General features: G+C 52.4%; 18 protein-coding genes. All 18 read left to right on the forward strand.

Annotated features, from left to right (window positions below; translation table 11 throughout):
* Positions 1-51 precede the first annotated feature (51 nt).
* The 18 genes from rpoC (at position 52) to rplX (ending at position 14,989) form a co-directional block, all read left to right on the forward strand.
* Positions 52-4,266, forward strand: coding sequence for a DNA-directed RNA polymerase subunit beta' (gene rpoC, locus JYB84_RS00995; RefSeq protein ID WP_207321615.1), 4,215 nt, complete (start codon positions 52-54; stop codon positions 4,264-4,266).
* A 179-nt stretch (positions 4,267-4,445) separates the two neighbouring features.
* On the forward strand, positions 4,446-4,820 hold the full coding sequence (gene rpsL / locus JYB84_RS01000) for a 30S ribosomal protein S12 (RefSeq protein WP_207321616.1): 375 nt from the start codon (positions 4,446-4,448) through the stop codon (positions 4,818-4,820).
* A 78-nt stretch (positions 4,821-4,898) separates the two neighbouring features.
* Positions 4,899-5,369, forward strand: coding sequence for a 30S ribosomal protein S7 (rpsG, locus tag JYB84_RS01005; protein ID WP_207321617.1), 471 nt, complete (start codon positions 4,899-4,901; stop codon positions 5,367-5,369).
* Positions 5,370-5,449: 80 nt separating this feature from the next.
* The gene (gene fusA, locus JYB84_RS01010) at positions 5,450-7,546 is read left to right on the forward strand and encodes an elongation factor G (RefSeq protein ID WP_207321618.1); all 2,097 of its coding nucleotides are present in this window, start codon (positions 5,450-5,452) and stop codon (positions 7,544-7,546) included.
* 81 nt (positions 7,547-7,627) lie between these two features.
* The gene (tuf, locus tag JYB84_RS01015; protein ID WP_207321619.1) at positions 7,628-8,812 is read left to right on the forward strand and encodes an elongation factor Tu; all 1,185 of its coding nucleotides are present in this window, start codon (positions 7,628-7,630) and stop codon (positions 8,810-8,812) included.
* Positions 8,813-9,178: 366 nt separating this feature from the next.
* Positions 9,179-9,490, forward strand: a complete 312-nt coding sequence (gene rpsJ, locus JYB84_RS01020; protein WP_011070616.1) for a 30S ribosomal protein S10 — start codon at positions 9,179-9,181, stop codon at positions 9,488-9,490.
* Between the two features lie 27 nt (positions 9,491-9,517).
* On the forward strand, positions 9,518-10,156 hold the full coding sequence (gene rplC, locus JYB84_RS01025; protein ID WP_207321620.1) for a 50S ribosomal protein L3: 639 nt from the start codon (positions 9,518-9,520) through the stop codon (positions 10,154-10,156).
* A gap of 17 nt (positions 10,157-10,173) precedes the next feature.
* The gene (gene rplD / locus JYB84_RS01030; protein WP_207321621.1) at positions 10,174-10,779 is read left to right on the forward strand and encodes a 50S ribosomal protein L4; all 606 of its coding nucleotides are present in this window, start codon (positions 10,174-10,176) and stop codon (positions 10,777-10,779) included.
* On the forward strand, positions 10,776-11,078 hold the full coding sequence (gene rplW / locus JYB84_RS01035; RefSeq protein WP_207321622.1) for a 50S ribosomal protein L23: 303 nt from the start codon (positions 10,776-10,778) through the stop codon (positions 11,076-11,078). Before rplD ends, rplW begins: the two co-directional genes overlap by 4 nt.
* An 11-nt stretch (positions 11,079-11,089) precedes the next feature.
* Positions 11,090-11,914 carry a 50S ribosomal protein L2 gene (rplB, locus tag JYB84_RS01040; RefSeq protein WP_207321623.1) on the forward strand — a complete coding sequence of 275 codons (825 nt, stop codon included), beginning with the start codon at positions 11,090-11,092 and terminating at the stop codon, positions 11,912-11,914.
* A gap of 14 nt (positions 11,915-11,928) precedes the next feature.
* Positions 11,929-12,207 carry a 30S ribosomal protein S19 gene (rpsS, locus tag JYB84_RS01045; protein WP_011758338.1) on the forward strand — a complete coding sequence of 93 codons (279 nt, stop codon included), beginning with the start codon at positions 11,929-11,931 and terminating at the stop codon, positions 12,205-12,207.
* Between the two features lie 15 nt (positions 12,208-12,222).
* Positions 12,223-12,555, forward strand: a complete 333-nt coding sequence (rplV, locus tag JYB84_RS01050; RefSeq protein ID WP_207321624.1) for a 50S ribosomal protein L22 — start codon at positions 12,223-12,225, stop codon at positions 12,553-12,555.
* A 9-nt stretch (positions 12,556-12,564) separates the two neighbouring features.
* Positions 12,565-13,257 (forward strand): 30S ribosomal protein S3, encoded by a 693-nt coding sequence (rpsC, locus tag JYB84_RS01055; protein ID WP_207321625.1) that lies wholly within the window; start codon positions 12,565-12,567, stop codon positions 13,255-13,257.
* Between the two features lie 11 nt (positions 13,258-13,268).
* Positions 13,269-13,679 carry a 50S ribosomal protein L16 gene (gene rplP, locus JYB84_RS01060; protein WP_207321626.1) on the forward strand — a complete coding sequence of 137 codons (411 nt, stop codon included), beginning with the start codon at positions 13,269-13,271 and terminating at the stop codon, positions 13,677-13,679.
* Positions 13,679-13,870, forward strand: coding sequence for a 50S ribosomal protein L29 (gene rpmC, locus JYB84_RS01065; RefSeq protein ID WP_011758342.1), 192 nt, complete (start codon positions 13,679-13,681; stop codon positions 13,868-13,870). Before rplP ends, rpmC begins: the two co-directional genes overlap by 1 nt.
* The gene (gene rpsQ, locus JYB84_RS01070; RefSeq protein WP_207321627.1) at positions 13,870-14,118 is read left to right on the forward strand and encodes a 30S ribosomal protein S17; all 249 of its coding nucleotides are present in this window, start codon (positions 13,870-13,872) and stop codon (positions 14,116-14,118) included. The genes rpmC and rpsQ overlap by 1 nt, the downstream gene beginning before the upstream one ends.
* Positions 14,119-14,294: 176 nt before the next feature.
* Positions 14,295-14,663: a 50S ribosomal protein L14 gene (gene rplN / locus JYB84_RS01075; RefSeq protein WP_006083590.1), complete on the forward strand. Its 369-nt coding sequence runs from the start codon at positions 14,295-14,297 to the stop codon at positions 14,661-14,663.
* An 11-nt stretch (positions 14,664-14,674) separates the two neighbouring features.
* Positions 14,675-14,989: a 50S ribosomal protein L24 gene (gene rplX, locus JYB84_RS01080; RefSeq protein ID WP_207321628.1), complete on the forward strand. Its 315-nt coding sequence runs from the start codon at positions 14,675-14,677 to the stop codon at positions 14,987-14,989.
* Positions 14,990-15,001: the final 12 nt, after the last annotated feature.

Here is a 15,001-nt window from a genome sequence, read left to right on the forward strand (position 1 = left end):
GTGCCCGGCTCCCGGGCGGGGCACCTGGTTTAACTCCTTCAGGAGAGAAACGTGAAAGACTTATTAAAGTTTCTGAAACAGCAAAGCAAGACTGAAGAATTTAACGGCATCAAGATTGGTCTGGCCTCGCCCGACCTGATCCGTTCTTGGTCATTCGGCGAAGTAAAGAAGCCAGAAACCATTAACTACCGTACCTTCAAGCCTGAGCGCGAAGGTCTGTTCTGCGCCCGTATCTTTGGCCCCGTCAAGGATTACGAGTGTTTGTGCGGTAAGTACAAGCGTCTCAAGCACCGCGGTGTGATCTGTGAGAAGTGTGGTGTTGAAGTTACCCAGACCAAGGTACGTCGTGAGCGTATGGGTCACATTGAACTGGCCAGCCCAGTTGCCCACATCTGGTTCTTGAAATCACTGCCGTCCCGTATCGGTCTGATGCTGGATATGACCCTGCGTGATATCGAGCGCGTGCTGTATTTCGAATCTTTCGTGGTAATCGAGCCTGGCATGACCAGCCTCGAGCGCGGTCAGATGCTGACCGAAGAAACCTACCTCGACGCCCTCGAAGAGTACGGCGATGAGTTCGAAGCCAAAATGGGTGCCGAAGCGGTTCTGGAACTGCTGCGTGCCATCGATCTGGCCAAAGAAATCGAGCAGATGCGCGAAGAGCTGCCATCTATCAACTCCGAGACCCGTCGCAAGAAAGTGACCAAGCGTCTGAAGCTGATGGAAGCCTTCTACACCTCCGGCAACAAGCCTGAGTGGATGATCCTGAAAGTGCTGCCTGTGCTGCCACCGGACCTGCGTCCTCTGGTACCGCTGGACGGTGGCCGCTTCGCGACTTCAGATCTGAACGATCTGTATCGCCGCGTGATCAACCGTAACAACCGTCTGAAGCGTCTGCTGGATCTGGCTGCGCCGGATATCATAGTGCGCAACGAAAAGCGTATGCTGCAGGAATCTGTGGATGCGCTGCTGGATAACGGTCGTCGTGGCCGTGCCATTACCGGTTCCAACAAGCGTCCTCTGAAGTCCCTGGCCGACATGATCAAGGGTAAGCAAGGTCGTTTCCGTCAGAACCTGCTCGGTAAGCGTGTTGACTACTCAGGCCGTTCGGTAATTACCGTAGGTCCTACCCTGCGTCTGCATCAGTGCGGTCTGCCAAAGAAAATGGCACTGGAACTGTTCAAACCCTTCATCTATGGCAAGCTGGAAGGTCGTGGCCTGGCCACCACCATCAAAGCCGCCAAGAAGATGGTCGAGCGCGAAGTTGCCGAGGTTTGGGACGTACTGGATGAAGTGATCCGCGAACATCCCGTGATGCTCAACCGTGCACCAACACTGCACCGTTTGGGTATTCAGGCGTTCGAACCCGTACTGATCGAAGGTAAGGCAATCCAACTGCACCCACTGGTGTGTGCGGCATACAACGCCGACTTCGACGGCGACCAGATGGCGGTGCACGTACCCCTGACCCTGGAAGCTCAGTTGGAAGCCCGTGCGCTGATGATGTCTACCAACAACATCCTGTCGCCCGCCAACGGTGAGCCAATCATCGTTCCTTCTCAGGACGTGGTATTGGGTCTGTACTACACCAGCCGTGAGCGTGTAAACGGTCGCGGTGAAGGCATGGCCTTCGAATCTGTTGCCGAAGCCGAGAAAGCTTACCGCACTGGCGCTGCCGAACTGCATGCCCGTGTGAAAGTACGTATCACTGAAACCCAAATCGGTGACAACGGCGAGCGTACCCAGGTGCGTCGTATCGTCGACACCACAGTGGGCCGTGCACTGCTGTCACAAATCCTGCCTGCCGGTCTGTCATTCGACCTGGTGAACCAGGATATGGGCAAGAAGCAGATCTCCAAGCTGCTGAACACCTGTTACCGTCAGCTGGGTCTGAAAGATACCGTTATCTTCGCCGACCAACTGATGTACACCGGTTTCCATTTCGCCACCATCTCCGGTGCCTCTGTGGGTATCAACGACATGGTGATCCCGGATGAGAAGTACACCCTGGTGGCCGAGGCCGAAGCCGAAGTACTGGAAATCCAGGAACAGTTCCAGTCTGGTCTGGTAACTGCCGGTGAGCGCTACAACAAGGTGATCGACATCTGGGCAAGCGCCAACGAAAAAGTGTCCAAGGCGATGATGGAAAACCTGTCTACCGAGACAGTCATCAACCGTCAGGGTGAAGAAGAGAAGCAGAAGTCGTTCAACAGCATCTATATGATGGCCGACTCAGGCGCTCGTGGTAGTGCTGCCCAGATCCGTCAGCTGGCGGGTATGCGTGGTCTGATGGCCAAGCCAGACGGCTCCATCATCGAAACGCCCATCGTGGCGAACTTCCGCGAAGGTCTGAACGTACTGCAGTACTTTATTTCTACCCACGGTGCCCGTAAGGGTCTGGCGGATACGGCACTGAAGACAGCGAACTCAGGTTACCTGACTCGTCGTCTGGTGGACGTGGCCCAGGATTTGGTGGTTATTGAGGAAGACTGTGGCACCTTCGAAGGTTTGACCATGAAGCCGCTCATTGAAGGTGGTGATGTGGTTGAGCCGCTGCGTGAGCGCGTGCTGGGCCGTGTGGTTGCCGAAGACGTGTTCTTCCCTGGCACCGAAGACGTGCTGGCACCTCGTAACACCCTGCTGGACGAAGCCTGGTGTGACAAGCTTGAGCAGCACAGTGTTGACGAAGTAATAGTGCGCTCCGTAATCACCTGTGACACCGATTTCGGTGTGTGTGCAGCCTGTTACGGCCGTGACCTGGCCCGTGGTCACCTGATTAACCACGGTGAGGCCATTGGTGTGGTCGCTGCCCAGTCAATCGGTGAACCCGGTACACAGCTGACGATGCGTACCTTCCACATCGGTGGTGCGGCATCCAGGGCTTCTGCAGAAAACAGCGTACAGGTGAAGAACGCCGGTACCCTGAAGCTGCACAACGCCAAGCATGTTACCAACAGCGACGGCAAGCTGGTGATCGTGTCCCGTTCTTCCGAACTGGCAATCATCGATGAGCTGGGTCGTGAGAAAGAGCGTTACAAGGTACCTTACGGTACCGTGTTGGATAAGCTGGAAGAGTCTGCTGTTGAAGCCGGCGAAACCATCGCAAACTGGGATCCGCACACTCACCCAATCATCACCGAAGTGGCCGGTAACATTAAGTTCGTAGACATGATCGATGGCGTGACCATGACCCGTCAAACCGACGAGCTCACAGGTCTGTCTTCCATCGTGGTACTGGACGTGGGTCAACGTACCTCCGCCGGTAAAGAACTGCGTCCGATGATCCGTCTGGTGGACGACAACGGCAATGACCTGATGATCCCAGGCACCGACGTTCCTGCGCAGTACTTCCTGCCCGGCAACGCGATTGTGAACCTGGATGACAACGCTAAGATCAGCGTGGGTGACGCTCTGGCCCGTATTCCACAGGAATCGTCCAAGACCCGCGACATCACCGGTGGTCTGCCACGGGTTGCTGACCTCTTTGAAGCGCGTAAGCCGAAAGAGCCTGCAATCCTGGCCGAAATCAGCGGTACCATCTCCTTCGGTAAAGAGACCAAGGGCAAGCGCCGTCTGGTCATTACCCCGAACGACGGTGGTGATGCCTACGAGGAAATGATTCCAAAGTGGCGTAACCTGAACGTGTTCGAAGGTGAAAAGGTTGAGCGTGGTGAAGTGATTGCCGACGGTCCGGAAGCGGCCCATGACATTCTGCGTCTGCGTGGTATCCACAGTGTGGCCAACTACATAGTCAACGAAGTTCAGGACGTTTACCGTCTGCAGGGTGTGAAGATCAACGATAAGCATATCGAAGTGATCATCCGCCAGATGCTGCGTAAGTGCATCATCACTGAAGCCGGTGATTCCGAGTTCCTCGAAGGTGAGCAGCTGGAAGTGTCCCGCGTCAAGATCGTTAACCGCGAACTGGAAGCTCAGGGCAAGCGTCCGGCCAAGTTCGAGCGCGATCTGCTGGGTATCACCAAGGCGTCTCTGGCGACCGAGTCCTTCATCTCTGCGGCCTCGTTCCAGGAGACCACTCGCGTTCTGACCGAAGCAGCAGTTGGCGGCAAGTCCGACAATCTGCGTGGTCTGAAAGAGAACGTGATCGTGGGTCGTCTGATCCCGGCCGGTACCGGTTATGCCTACCACAAGAACCGCAACCAGGCGCGTGCCAAGGGCGAGGTGGTTGAGGCGCAAACCGTGAGTGCCAGCGAAGCCGAGCAAAACCTGGCTGATCTGCTGAATCTGGCAGGCAGCCAAGAGTAATCTGGCGTCCATAATGAAAAAGGCGTCGCGAGACGCCTTTTTTTTCGCCATTTGACCACAAAGGTTGGCTATTTCTTGACAGTCTGCCCCGACCTTTCTACAATTTCGCGTCCCACTACTGTGGGATAGATTTTTCACACCTTATTGTTGAGTTAGATTCAACTGATTTGGAGCTATACATGGCAACTGTAAACCAGTTGGTACGTAAGCCACGTGCGCCGAAAGTCGACAAGACTAACGTGCCTGCGTTGAATGCGTGCCCACAGAAGCGTGGTGTTTGTACTCGCGTGTACACCACTACCCCTAAAAAACCAAACTCTGCACTGCGTAAAGTAGCGCGTGTGCGTCTGACCAACGGTTTCGAAGTGACTTCGTACATCGGCGGTGAAGGCCACAACCTGCAAGAGCACAGCGTGATCCTGATCCGTGGCGGTCGTGTTAAAGACCTTCCCGGTGTTCGCTATCACACTGTTCGTGGTGCCCTGGACTGCGCCGGCGTTAGCGCCCGTCGTCAAGGCCGCTCTAAGTACGGTGCTAAGCGTCCTAAGTCTTAATGGCATCCCGTTAAGTAAGGCCAAGCTAAATTAATCGATTCCGGTTTTGGAAATCCCTGAAGCATACGGAGAAAAGTTATGCCAAGACGTCGCGTAGTAGGACAACGTAAGATCCTACCTGATCCAAAGTTTCACAGTGAGTTGCTGGCTAAGTTCATCAACGTCATTATGCAGGATGGCAAAAAGTCAACTGCTGAAAAAATTATCTACAAAGCACTGGATGTGGTTGCCGAGAAGAAAGGCGCTGATCATCTGGTGATCCTGGAAGCTGCTCTGGACAACGTTCGCCCATCCGTGGAAGTTAAGTCTCGCCGCGTGGGTGGTTCTACCTATCAGGTTCCATGTGAAGTTCGTCCAGTCCGTCGTAATGCCCTGGCAATGCGTTGGTTGGTTGAAGCTGCTCGTAAGCGTGGTGAAAAATCTATGGCTCTGCGTCTGGCCGGCGAAATGCTGGATGCATCCGAAAACAAAGGCACTGCCGTTAAGAAGCGCGAAGACGTGCATCGTATGGCAGAAGCGAACAAAGCGTTCGCACATTACCGCTGGTAATAAAATGGCGCGGGCAGCCTTGGTTGTCCGCGCCTTAATGGATATTGCCGGAAGCTTTTTCCGGTTTAGAGGGTTAAATCGTGGCTCGTACAACTCCTATTGAGCGTTACCGTAACATCGGTATTTGTGCTCATGTTGACGCAGGTAAAACCACAACTACTGAGCGTGTTCTGTTTTACACTGGTCTGTCTCATAAAATCGGTGAAGTGCATGACGGTGCTGCGACGACAGATTGGATGGTACAGGAGCAAGAGCGTGGTATTACCATTACCTCTGCTGCGGTAACCACCTTCTGGCGCGGTATGGACGCCCAGTTTACCGAACACCGCATCAACATCATCGACACCCCCGGACACGTTGACTTCACCATTGAAGTAGAACGTTCTCTGCGCGTGCTCGACGGTGCTGTGGTAGTGTTCTGTGGCGCATCCGGCGTAGAACCACAATCTGAAACCGTATGGCGTCAAGCTGACAAGTACGGTGTACCTCGCATGGTATTCGTTAACAAAATGGATCGCGCCGGTGCCGATTTCGATCGCGTGTGCAAACAGATCCGTAACCGTTTGGGCGCAACCTGCGTGCCTATTCAGCTCAATATTGGTGCTGAAGACGAATTCAAAGGTGTTATCGACCTTATCAAGATGAAGGCCATCAACTGGAACGAAGCGGACCAGGGGATGACGTTCAACTACGAAGATATTCCTGCCCATCTTGTTGATAAAGCCAACGAGATGCGTGAATACCTGGTGGAAAGTGCCGCCGAAGCCTCTGAGGAGTTGATGGAAAAGTACCTGGAAACAGGTGAACTGTCCGAAACCGAAATCAAGGCCGCGCTGCGCCAACGTACCATCAACAATGAAATTGTACTCGCCACCTGTGGCAGCGCCTTTAAGAATAAGGGCGTGCAGGCGGTGCTGGACGCCGTTGTCGAATACCTGCCGGCGCCAATAGACGTGCCTGCAATCAAGGGTATTGATGACGATGAGAAGGAAGTAGAACGTCATGCTGACGACAATGCTCCTTTCTCAGCGCTGGCATTCAAGATAGCCACTGACCCCTTCGTGGGTTCGCTGACCTTTATCCGGGTGTATTCCGGGGTACTGGAGTCGGGTGCGGCCGTGTACAACTCAGTGAAGCAAAAGCGCGAACGTATTGGCCGTATCGTCCAGATGCATGCCAACGACCGTACCGAACTGAAGGAAGTTCGTGCCGGTGATATCGCCGCTGCCATTGGTCTCAAGGATGTCACTACGGGCGATACCCTGTGTGATATTGACCACAAGGTTATCCTTGAGCGTATGGAATTCCCTGAGCCGGTGATCACTATCGCCGTGGAGCCTCGCTCCAAGGCCGACCAGGACAAAATGGGTATCGCACTGCAAAAATTGGCAGCCGAAGATCCATCTTTCCGGGTTGAAACCGATGCTGAATCAGGACAAACCCTGATTTCAGGCATGGGTGAGCTACACTTGGACATTATTGTTGATCGCATGCGTCGCGAGTTCAGCGTCGAGTGCAACGTGGGTAAACCCCAGGTGGCTTACCGTGAGACTATCCGCAGCAGTGTGGAAGCCGAAGGTAAGTTCGTCCGTCAATCCGGTGGTCGCGGTCAATTCGGTCATGTATGGCTGAAGATAGAACCACAGGAAGAGGGCGCAGGCTACGAATTCGTCAACGCCATCGTGGGTGGTGTTATTCCCAAGGAATACATCCCTGCCGTTGACAAAGGTATCCAAGAGCAGATGAAGAACGGCGTGCTCGCCGGCTTCCCTGTGTTGGACGTGAAGGTCACTCTGTTCGACGGTTCATATCATGATGTGGACTCGAATGAGATGGCGTTCAAAGTTGCAGGTTCGATGGGCTTCAAGAAGGGCGCGCTGCAAGCTAGCCCGGTGTTGCTCGAGCCTTGCATGAAGGTGGAGGTTACCACTCCGGAAGACTATATGGGTGACGTAGTAGGGGATCTGAACCGTCGTCGTGGTCTTATCGAGGGTATGGATGATGGCGTCGCTGGCGTCAAGATTGTCCATGCTGTGGTACCTTTGTCCGAAATGTTTGGTTATGCGACTGATTTGCGCTCAGCAACTCAGGGTCGTGCTTCTTACTCCATGGAGTTCTTGAAGTACGCCGACGCGCCGCAAAACATTGCAAAGGCAGTTATTGAATCCCGCAGCTGATGTTCGGCAAAGGGTCTAACTGTTACTTAAATTGATATTGTCCGCCAGAGGCGGATGTTTCTGAAAAGAAAGGAATATATCGTGGCTAAAGCTAAATTCGAACGTTCCAAGCCCCACGTAAACGTGGGCACCATCGGTCACGTTGACCATGGTAAAACCACTCTGACTGCTGCTATCTCTCACGTACTGTCTAAGCACTACGGCGGTGAGGCGAAGGACTTTTCTCAAATCGACAACGCTCCAGAAGAGCGTGAGCGCGGTATTACCATCAATACCTCTCACATCGAATACGATACTCCTTCTCGCCACTATGCCCACGTAGACTGCCCAGGCCACGCTGACTATGTTAAAAACATGATCACCGGTGCTGCCCAGATGGACGGCGCAATCCTGGTAGTAGCTGCGACCGACGGTCCAATGCCACAAACTCGTGAGCACATCCTGCTGTCTCGTCAGGTAGGCGTACCTTTCATCATCGTGTTCATGAACAAGTGTGACATGGTAGATGACGAAGAGCTGCTGGAACTGGTAGAGATGGAAGTTCGTGAACTGCTGTCTGAATACGACTTCCCAGGTGATGACCTGCCAGTAATCCAAGGTTCTGCTCTGAAGGCCCTGGAAGGCGACGCTGCTTGGGAAGGTAAGATCCTCGAGCTGGCCGAAGCTCTGGACACCTACATCCCTGAGCCAGAGCGTGACATCGATAAGCCATTCCTGCTGCCAATCGAAGACGTATTCTCAATCTCTGGTCGTGGTACTGTAGTAACCGGTCGTGTTGAGCGTGGTATCATCAACGTAGGTAACGAAGTTGAAATCGTGGGTATCCACGACACCACCAAGACCACCTGTACCGGTGTTGAAATGTTCCGCAAGCTGCTGGACGAAGGCCGTGCCGGTGAGAACGTAGGTGTTCTGCTGCGTGGTACCAAGCGTGATGAAGTAGAGCGTGGTCAAGTACTGGCCAAGCCTGGTTCAATCAACCCACACACTACTTTTGAATCAGAAGTATACGTTCTGTCAAAAGAAGAAGGTGGTCGTCACACTCCATTCTTCAAAGGCTACCGTCCACAGTTCTACTTCCGTACAACTGACGTGACCGGTACCATCGAACTGCCAGAAGGCGTAGAGATGGTAATGCCTGGTGACAACATCAAGATGGTTGTTACCCTGATCTGCCCAATCGCAATGGACGAAGGTCTGCGCTTCGCAATCCGTGAAGGCGGCCGTACCGTTGGCGCTGGTGTAGTAGCCAAGATCATCGCTTAATTGCGGTAATTGGTAGAAAAGGCGACCTCAGGGTCGCCTTTTTGTTTTTATATAGACAGCAAAGCCTGTGTATAAAAAGCTGGTAATTTGTGTAGAAGGCCGTATAATTTCGCGCTAATTGCATTTCGGCAGATTTGTTGCCGATGAATTGCACAGCTAACTTGATATTGCTGACGGGGCATGTATAATAGTCGCCTCGTCAACTCAGGTTGGCGATATTTAGCGGGCCAAATAGTTCTACTGAGGCCGCTACAACAGCGACTCCGATTGGGAGTCGAACGGTTAAATCATCTCGCTCTGCCTTTCCCGATTGGGGAGATGGCTAGAGGGTGATTTTTTATGTGTCCATTTTAGGAGCTCTGGTCAATGCAGAACCAAAGAATCCGTATCCGCTTGAAAGGATTTGATCATCGTTTGATTGATCAGTCAACTGCGGAAATCGTTGAAACTGCTAAACGCACTGGTGCCCAGGTTCGTGGTCCTATTCCACTGCCTACGCGCAAAGAGCGTTATACCGTTTTGATCTCTCCGCACGTTAATAAAGATGCTCGTGACCAATACGAATTGCGTACTCACAAGCGTCTGGTTGACATCGTTGAGCCAACTGAAAAGACCGTTGACGCCCTGATGCGTCTCGATCTGGCCGCTGGCGTCGATGTACAGATTAGCTTGGGTTAATTGAGATCCTTAGAAGAGGTTTGAGAGATGGCTATCGGTCTTATTGGTCGTAAAGTGGGTATGACCCGCATCTTCACCGAAGATGGCGTGTCTATCCCTGTTACTGTAATTGAAGTGGAAGCCAACCGCGTTACCCAGGTTAAGACCCTGGAAACTGACGGTTACCGTGCCCTTCAAGTTACAACTGGTGCCAAAAAAGCCAATCGCATCACTAAACCAGAAGCAGGTCACTTTGCCAAGGCGGGCGTTGAAGCCGGCCGTGGTTTGTGGGAAATGCGTCTGGCAGACGGTGAAGGCGAAGGCATTGAAGTTGGTGCTGAGCTGAAAGTTGAAATCTTCGCTGACGTAGCGAAAGTAGACGTTACCGGTCAATCCAAGGGTAAAGGCTTCCAGGGCGGTGTTAAGCGCTGGAACTTCCGTACTCAGGATATGACTCACGGTAACTCTTTGTCGCACCGCGCTAACGGTTCTATCGGTCAGAACCAGACGCCAGGTCGCGTATTCAAAGGCAAGAAAATGTCAGGCCACATGGGTGCCGAGCGTGTTACCACTCAAAATCTGGACGTTGTACGTGTAGATGTTGAGCGTAACCTGCTGCTGGTTAAAGGCGCTGTTCCAGGCGCTACCAATGGCGACCTGATCATCAAGCCTGCCGTTAAAGCTTAAGGTCTGAGGAGATAGTAATGGAATTGGTATTGAAAGACGCGCAAAGCGCTCTTGAAGTTTCCGAAACTACCTTCGGCCGTGACTTTAACGAAGCACTGGTTCATCAGGTAGTTGTAGCTTACGCTGCAAACGCGCGTCAGGGCACTCGTGCTCAGAAAACCCGCGCAGAAGTAACTGGCTCTGGTAAAAAGCCATGGCGCCAGAAAGGTACTGGCCGCGCTCGTGCCGGTGGTATCAAGGGCCCAATCTGGCGTGGCGGTGGCGTGACTTTCGCTGCTAAAACCCAAGATCACAGCCAAAAAGTGAACAAGAAGATGTACCGCGGTGCTCTGAAGAGCATCCTGTCTGAGCTGGTACGTCAAGAGCGTCTGGTAGTTGTTGAACAGTTCGCTGTTGAAGCTCCAAAGACCAAAGAGCTGAAAGCCAAGCTGAAGGCCATGGATCTGGAAGACGTGCTGATCGTGACTGCAGAAGTTGACGAGAACCTGTTCCTGGCTGCCCGCAACCTGTACAAGGTTGACGTTCGTGACGTTGCAGGCCTGGATCCAGTAAGCCTGATCGCGTTCAACAAGGTCCTGGTAACTGCTGATGCTGTGAAGCAAATCGAGGAGATGCTGGCATGATCCGCGAAGAGCGTTTACTGAAAGTTATTCTGGCTCCACACATCTCTGAAAAGAGCACTGTGGTTGCTGAGAAGAACAACACTGTGGTTTTCCGCGTAGCTATCGATGCGACCAAAGCTGAGATCAAAGCTGCTGTTGAGAAACTGTTTGAAGTTGAAGTTGATGGCGTTCGCACGCTGGTTAACAAAGGCAAGACTAAGCGTACTGGTGCTCGTATGGGCCGCCGTAGCGATTGGAAAAAGGCCTATGTGACTCTGGCTGCCGGTGCTGACATCGATTTCGTCGGCGCTGAAGCGTAAGGAGATTACTCATGGCAATTGTAAAGTGTAAGCCAACCTCTCCAGGTCGTCGTGGCGTTGTTAAGATTGTTAACAGCGATCTGCACAAGGGTAAACCTTTTGCTGGCCTGCTGGCGAAGAAGTCTAAGTCCGGTGGTCGTAACAACACCGGTCGTATCACTGTCCGTCACGTCGGCGGTGGTCACAAGCAACATTACCGTCTGGTCGATTTCAAGCGTGACAAAGATGGTATCCCAGCGAAAATCGAACGTCTGGAATACGATCCTAACCGTACCGCTCACATCGCTCTGGTTCTGTACGCAGACGGCGAGCGTCGTTACATCCTGGCTGCCAAAGGTATGCAGGCTGGCGACAAGATCGTTTCTGGCGTCGATGCCGACATCAAGACCGGTAACGCTATGCCGCTGCGCAACATCCCTGTGGGTTCTGTTGTTCACGCAGTGGAAATGAAGCCTGGCAAAGGTGCTCAGATTGCACGTTCAGCCGGTGCCTATGTACAAGTAGTAGCTCGTGATGGTGCCTACGCTACTCTGCGTCTTCGCTCAGGCGAAATGCGCAAAGTGCCAGTAGATTGCCGCGCGACCTTAGGTGAAGTCGGTAATGCCGAGCACATGCTGCGCCAGTTGGGCAAAGCAGGTGCTAAGCGCTGGAGAGGCGTGCGCCCAACAGTTCGCGGTGTTGCAATGAACCCTGTTGATCACCCACACGGTGGTGGTGAAGGCCGTACTTCTGGTGGCCGTCACCCAGTAACTCCATGGGGCGTTCCAACTAAGGGTTATAAGACTCGTAGCAACAAGCGCACTGACAAGTACATCGTACGTCGTCGTAATAAGTAATAAGAGGATTCGCCATGCCACGTTCTCTCAAGAAAGGTCCATTCATTGACCTGCACTTGCTGAAGAAGGTAGAGAAAGCGGTGGAAGCGGGTGACAAAAAGCCTATCAAGACTTGGTCACGCCGCTCAATGATCATCCCACAAATGATTGGGTTGACCATCGCTGTCCATAATGGTCGTCAGCACGTTCCTGTTTTCGTAACTGACGAAATGATCGGCCACAAACTTGGTGAATTCTCACCAACTCGCACTTATCGCGGCCATGCTGCTGATAAGAAAGCGAAGAAGCGTTAATACGGGAGGAATAAGATGGAAGTTTTAGCTAAACATCGTTTTGCCCGTACGTCGCCTCAAAAGGCTCGTCTGGTTGCTGATCAGATCCGCGGTCTGCCTGTTTCCAAGGCCCTCGAGATCCTGACTTTCAGCCCCAAGAAAGCCGCCGTACTGGTTAAGAAAGTAGTTGACTCTGCTATTGCCAACGCCGAGCACAATGAAGGCGCTGACATTGATGAGCTGAAAATTGCCAAGGTTTTCGTTGACGAAGGCCCAACAATGAAGCGCATCATGCCACGTGCCAAGGGTCGTGCTGATCGTATCATGAAGCGTACCAGCCACATCACTGTGGTTGTATCAGATCGCTAGGAGAGAGCAATGGGACAGAAAGTACATCCTAATGGTATCCGTCTGGGTATCACCAAGCCTTGGATCTCTACCTGGTACGCCGATAAAGCAGATTATGCAAATAACCTGCACAGCGACTGGGAAGTGCGTAAGTTTCTGGAAAAGAAACTGGAAGCCGCATCAGTATCTAAGATTGTTATTGAACGCCCAGCGAAAAGCATCCGCGTTACCATCCACACTGCCCGTCCAGGCGTTGTGATCGGTAAAAAGGGTGAAGATGTTGAAGTATTGCGCGCTGAAGTTGCCAAAATTGCTGGCACTCCTGCCCAAATTAACATCGCTGAGATCCGCAAGCCTGAACTGGACGCCAAGCTGGTTGCCGATTCTATCGCTCAGCAGCTCGAGCGTCGTGTAATGTTCCGTCGCGCCATGAAGCGTGCGGTACAAAACGCAATGCGTATCGGTGCCCAAGGTATCAAAGTTGAAGTTAGTGGCCGTCTTGGCGGCGCTGAGATTGCGCGTACCGAGTGGTACCGTGAAGGCCGTGTGCCTTTGCACACTCTGCGTGCTGACATCGACTATTCTACTTCTGAAAGCCACACCACCTACGGTGTGATTGGCATTAAAGTTTGGATCTTCAAAGGTGAAGTTCTGGACGGTATGCTGCCTCAGGTAGAAGAGCCGAAACAGCAGCAACCCAAGCGCAAGCCTCGTGGTAAATAGGAGAGCCGGCAATGCTGCAACCTAAACGTATGAAGTTTCGCAAGATGTTCAAAGGCCGCAACCGCGGTCTGGCGAGCGGTACCGAAGTTAGCTTTGGTACTTTCGGTCTGAAAGCAGTTGGCCGCGGCCGTTTGACTGCCCGCCAGATCGAGTCTGCACGTCGTGCCATGACACGTCACGTTAAGCGTCAAGGTCAAATCTGGATCCGGGTTTTCCCTGACAAGCCAATTACCTCTAAGCCTCTTGAAGTGCGTATGGGTAAAGGTAAAGGTAACGTTGAATACTGGGTATGCCAGATTCAACCTGGTAAGGTACTCTACGAAATGAATGGCGTTTCAGAAGAGCTGGCTCGCGAAGCTTTCGCACTGGCCGCTGCCAAACTGCCAATCAAGACTACCTTCGTAACTAAGACGGTGATGTAATGAAAGCGAGCGAACTGAGAGAAAAGAGCGTTGAAGAACTGAACGCTGAATTACTTGGTCTGCTGCGTGAGCAGTTCAACCTGCGTATGCAACACGCCACTGGCCAGCTGGCCCAAACTCACCAGCTGAAGCAAGTGCGCCGTAATATTGCGCGTGTTAAGACCATTATTACTTCTAAGGCGGGTGCATAATGTCTGACAAAATCCGTACTTTGCAGGGTCGCGTAACCAGCAACAAAATGGACAAGTCCATCACTGTTGCCGTTGAGCGTCAGGTGAAACACCCTATCTATGGTAAGTACATCAAGCGTACTACCAAGATCCATGCACACGACGAAATGAATCAGTGCAACGAAGGCGATGTAGTCACTATCCGTGAATGCCGTCCTTTGTCCAAGACCAAGTCCTGGACCCTGGTTGAAGTAGTTTCCAAGGCCTAATCAGCCTGGATTGAGTAAACGGCCCCGAAAACCGGGGCCGTTTGTTTTTTAGCACTATCCATTCCCTTTTTATGGTGTTATACTTGCGCGCCATTTTTGTCCGTTTCTGGACCGAAATTGGTGAGTAAATACCCCATAGTGGGGGATTGTGTGGTAACGATAGCGGAGCACTTAAAATGATCCAAATGCAATCGACTCTGGACGTCGCATGTAACAGTGGCGCTCGCAGAGTTCAGTGTATTAAGGTCTTGGGTGGCTCTCATCGTCGTTATGCCGGTATCGGCGACATCATCAAGGTTTCTGTTAAAGAAGCTATTCCTCGCGCTAAAGCGAAGAAAGGTGATGTGTATAACGCGGTGGTAGTCCGTACTAAGAAAGGCGTACGTCGTCCAGACGGTTCTGTCATTCGCTTCGATCGGAATGCGGCTGTTCTTCTGAACAACAACCTGCAGCCGATTGGTACTCGTATCTTTGGACCTGTGACCCGTGAACTGCGTAATGAGCAATTCATGAAAATCGTGTCGCTGGCACCAGAAGTACTGTAAGGAGCTTCAAAATGGCAGCAAAAATCCGTCGTGAAGACGAAGTAATCGTACTGACCGGTAAAGACAAAGGTAAACGCGGTAAAGTTACCCGTGTACTGGAGACCGGGAAAGTCGTTGTTGAGGGCATCAATCTCGTCAAGAAGCACCAGAAGCCTAACCCACAACTGGGTGTGACTGGTGGTGTTGTTGAGAAAGAAGCACCGATTCAAGTATCAAATGTAGCGATCTTTAACCCTGTCACTGGCAAGGCGGATCGTGTTGGTTTCCGATTTGAAGACGGCAAGAAAGTGCGTTTCTTCAAATCGAACAGTGAACTCGTTAAGTAACTGGAGTAAACG

This window comes from Shewanella cyperi (genome assembly GCF_017354985.1).
GTDB lineage: Bacteria > Pseudomonadota > Gammaproteobacteria > Enterobacterales > Shewanellaceae > Shewanella > Shewanella cyperi.

Coding starts and splice junctions, on each gene's coding strand:
- rpsQ (WP_207321627.1), top strand. CDS start 13,870: ATGTCTGACAAAATCCGTACTTTGCAGGGTCGCGTAACCAGCAACAAA.
- rplN (WP_006083590.1), top strand. CDS start 14,295: ATGATCCAAATGCAATCGACTCTGGACGTCGCATGTAACAGTGGCGCT.
- rplB (WP_207321623.1), top strand. CDS start 11,090: ATGGCAATTGTAAAGTGTAAGCCAACCTCTCCAGGTCGTCGTGGCGTT.
- rpsC (WP_207321625.1), top strand. CDS start 12,565: ATGGGACAGAAAGTACATCCTAATGGTATCCGTCTGGGTATCACCAAG.
- rpsJ (WP_011070616.1), top strand. CDS start 9,179: ATGCAGAACCAAAGAATCCGTATCCGCTTGAAAGGATTTGATCATCGT.
- rpsG (WP_207321617.1), top strand. CDS start 4,899: ATGCCAAGACGTCGCGTAGTAGGACAACGTAAGATCCTACCTGATCCA.
- rplV (WP_207321624.1), top strand. CDS start 12,223: ATGGAAGTTTTAGCTAAACATCGTTTTGCCCGTACGTCGCCTCAAAAG.
- rplX (WP_207321628.1), top strand. CDS start 14,675: ATGGCAGCAAAAATCCGTCGTGAAGACGAAGTAATCGTACTGACCGGT.
- rpsL (WP_207321616.1), top strand. CDS start 4,446: ATGGCAACTGTAAACCAGTTGGTACGTAAGCCACGTGCGCCGAAAGTC.
- rplD (WP_207321621.1), top strand. CDS start 10,174: ATGGAATTGGTATTGAAAGACGCGCAAAGCGCTCTTGAAGTTTCCGAA.
- rplW (WP_207321622.1), top strand. CDS start 10,776: ATGATCCGCGAAGAGCGTTTACTGAAAGTTATTCTGGCTCCACACATC.
- rpsS (WP_011758338.1), top strand. CDS start 11,929: ATGCCACGTTCTCTCAAGAAAGGTCCATTCATTGACCTGCACTTGCTG.
- rplC (WP_207321620.1), top strand. CDS start 9,518: ATGGCTATCGGTCTTATTGGTCGTAAAGTGGGTATGACCCGCATCTTC.
- rpmC (WP_011758342.1), top strand. CDS start 13,679: ATGAAAGCGAGCGAACTGAGAGAAAAGAGCGTTGAAGAACTGAACGCT.
- rplP (WP_207321626.1), top strand. CDS start 13,269: ATGCTGCAACCTAAACGTATGAAGTTTCGCAAGATGTTCAAAGGCCGC.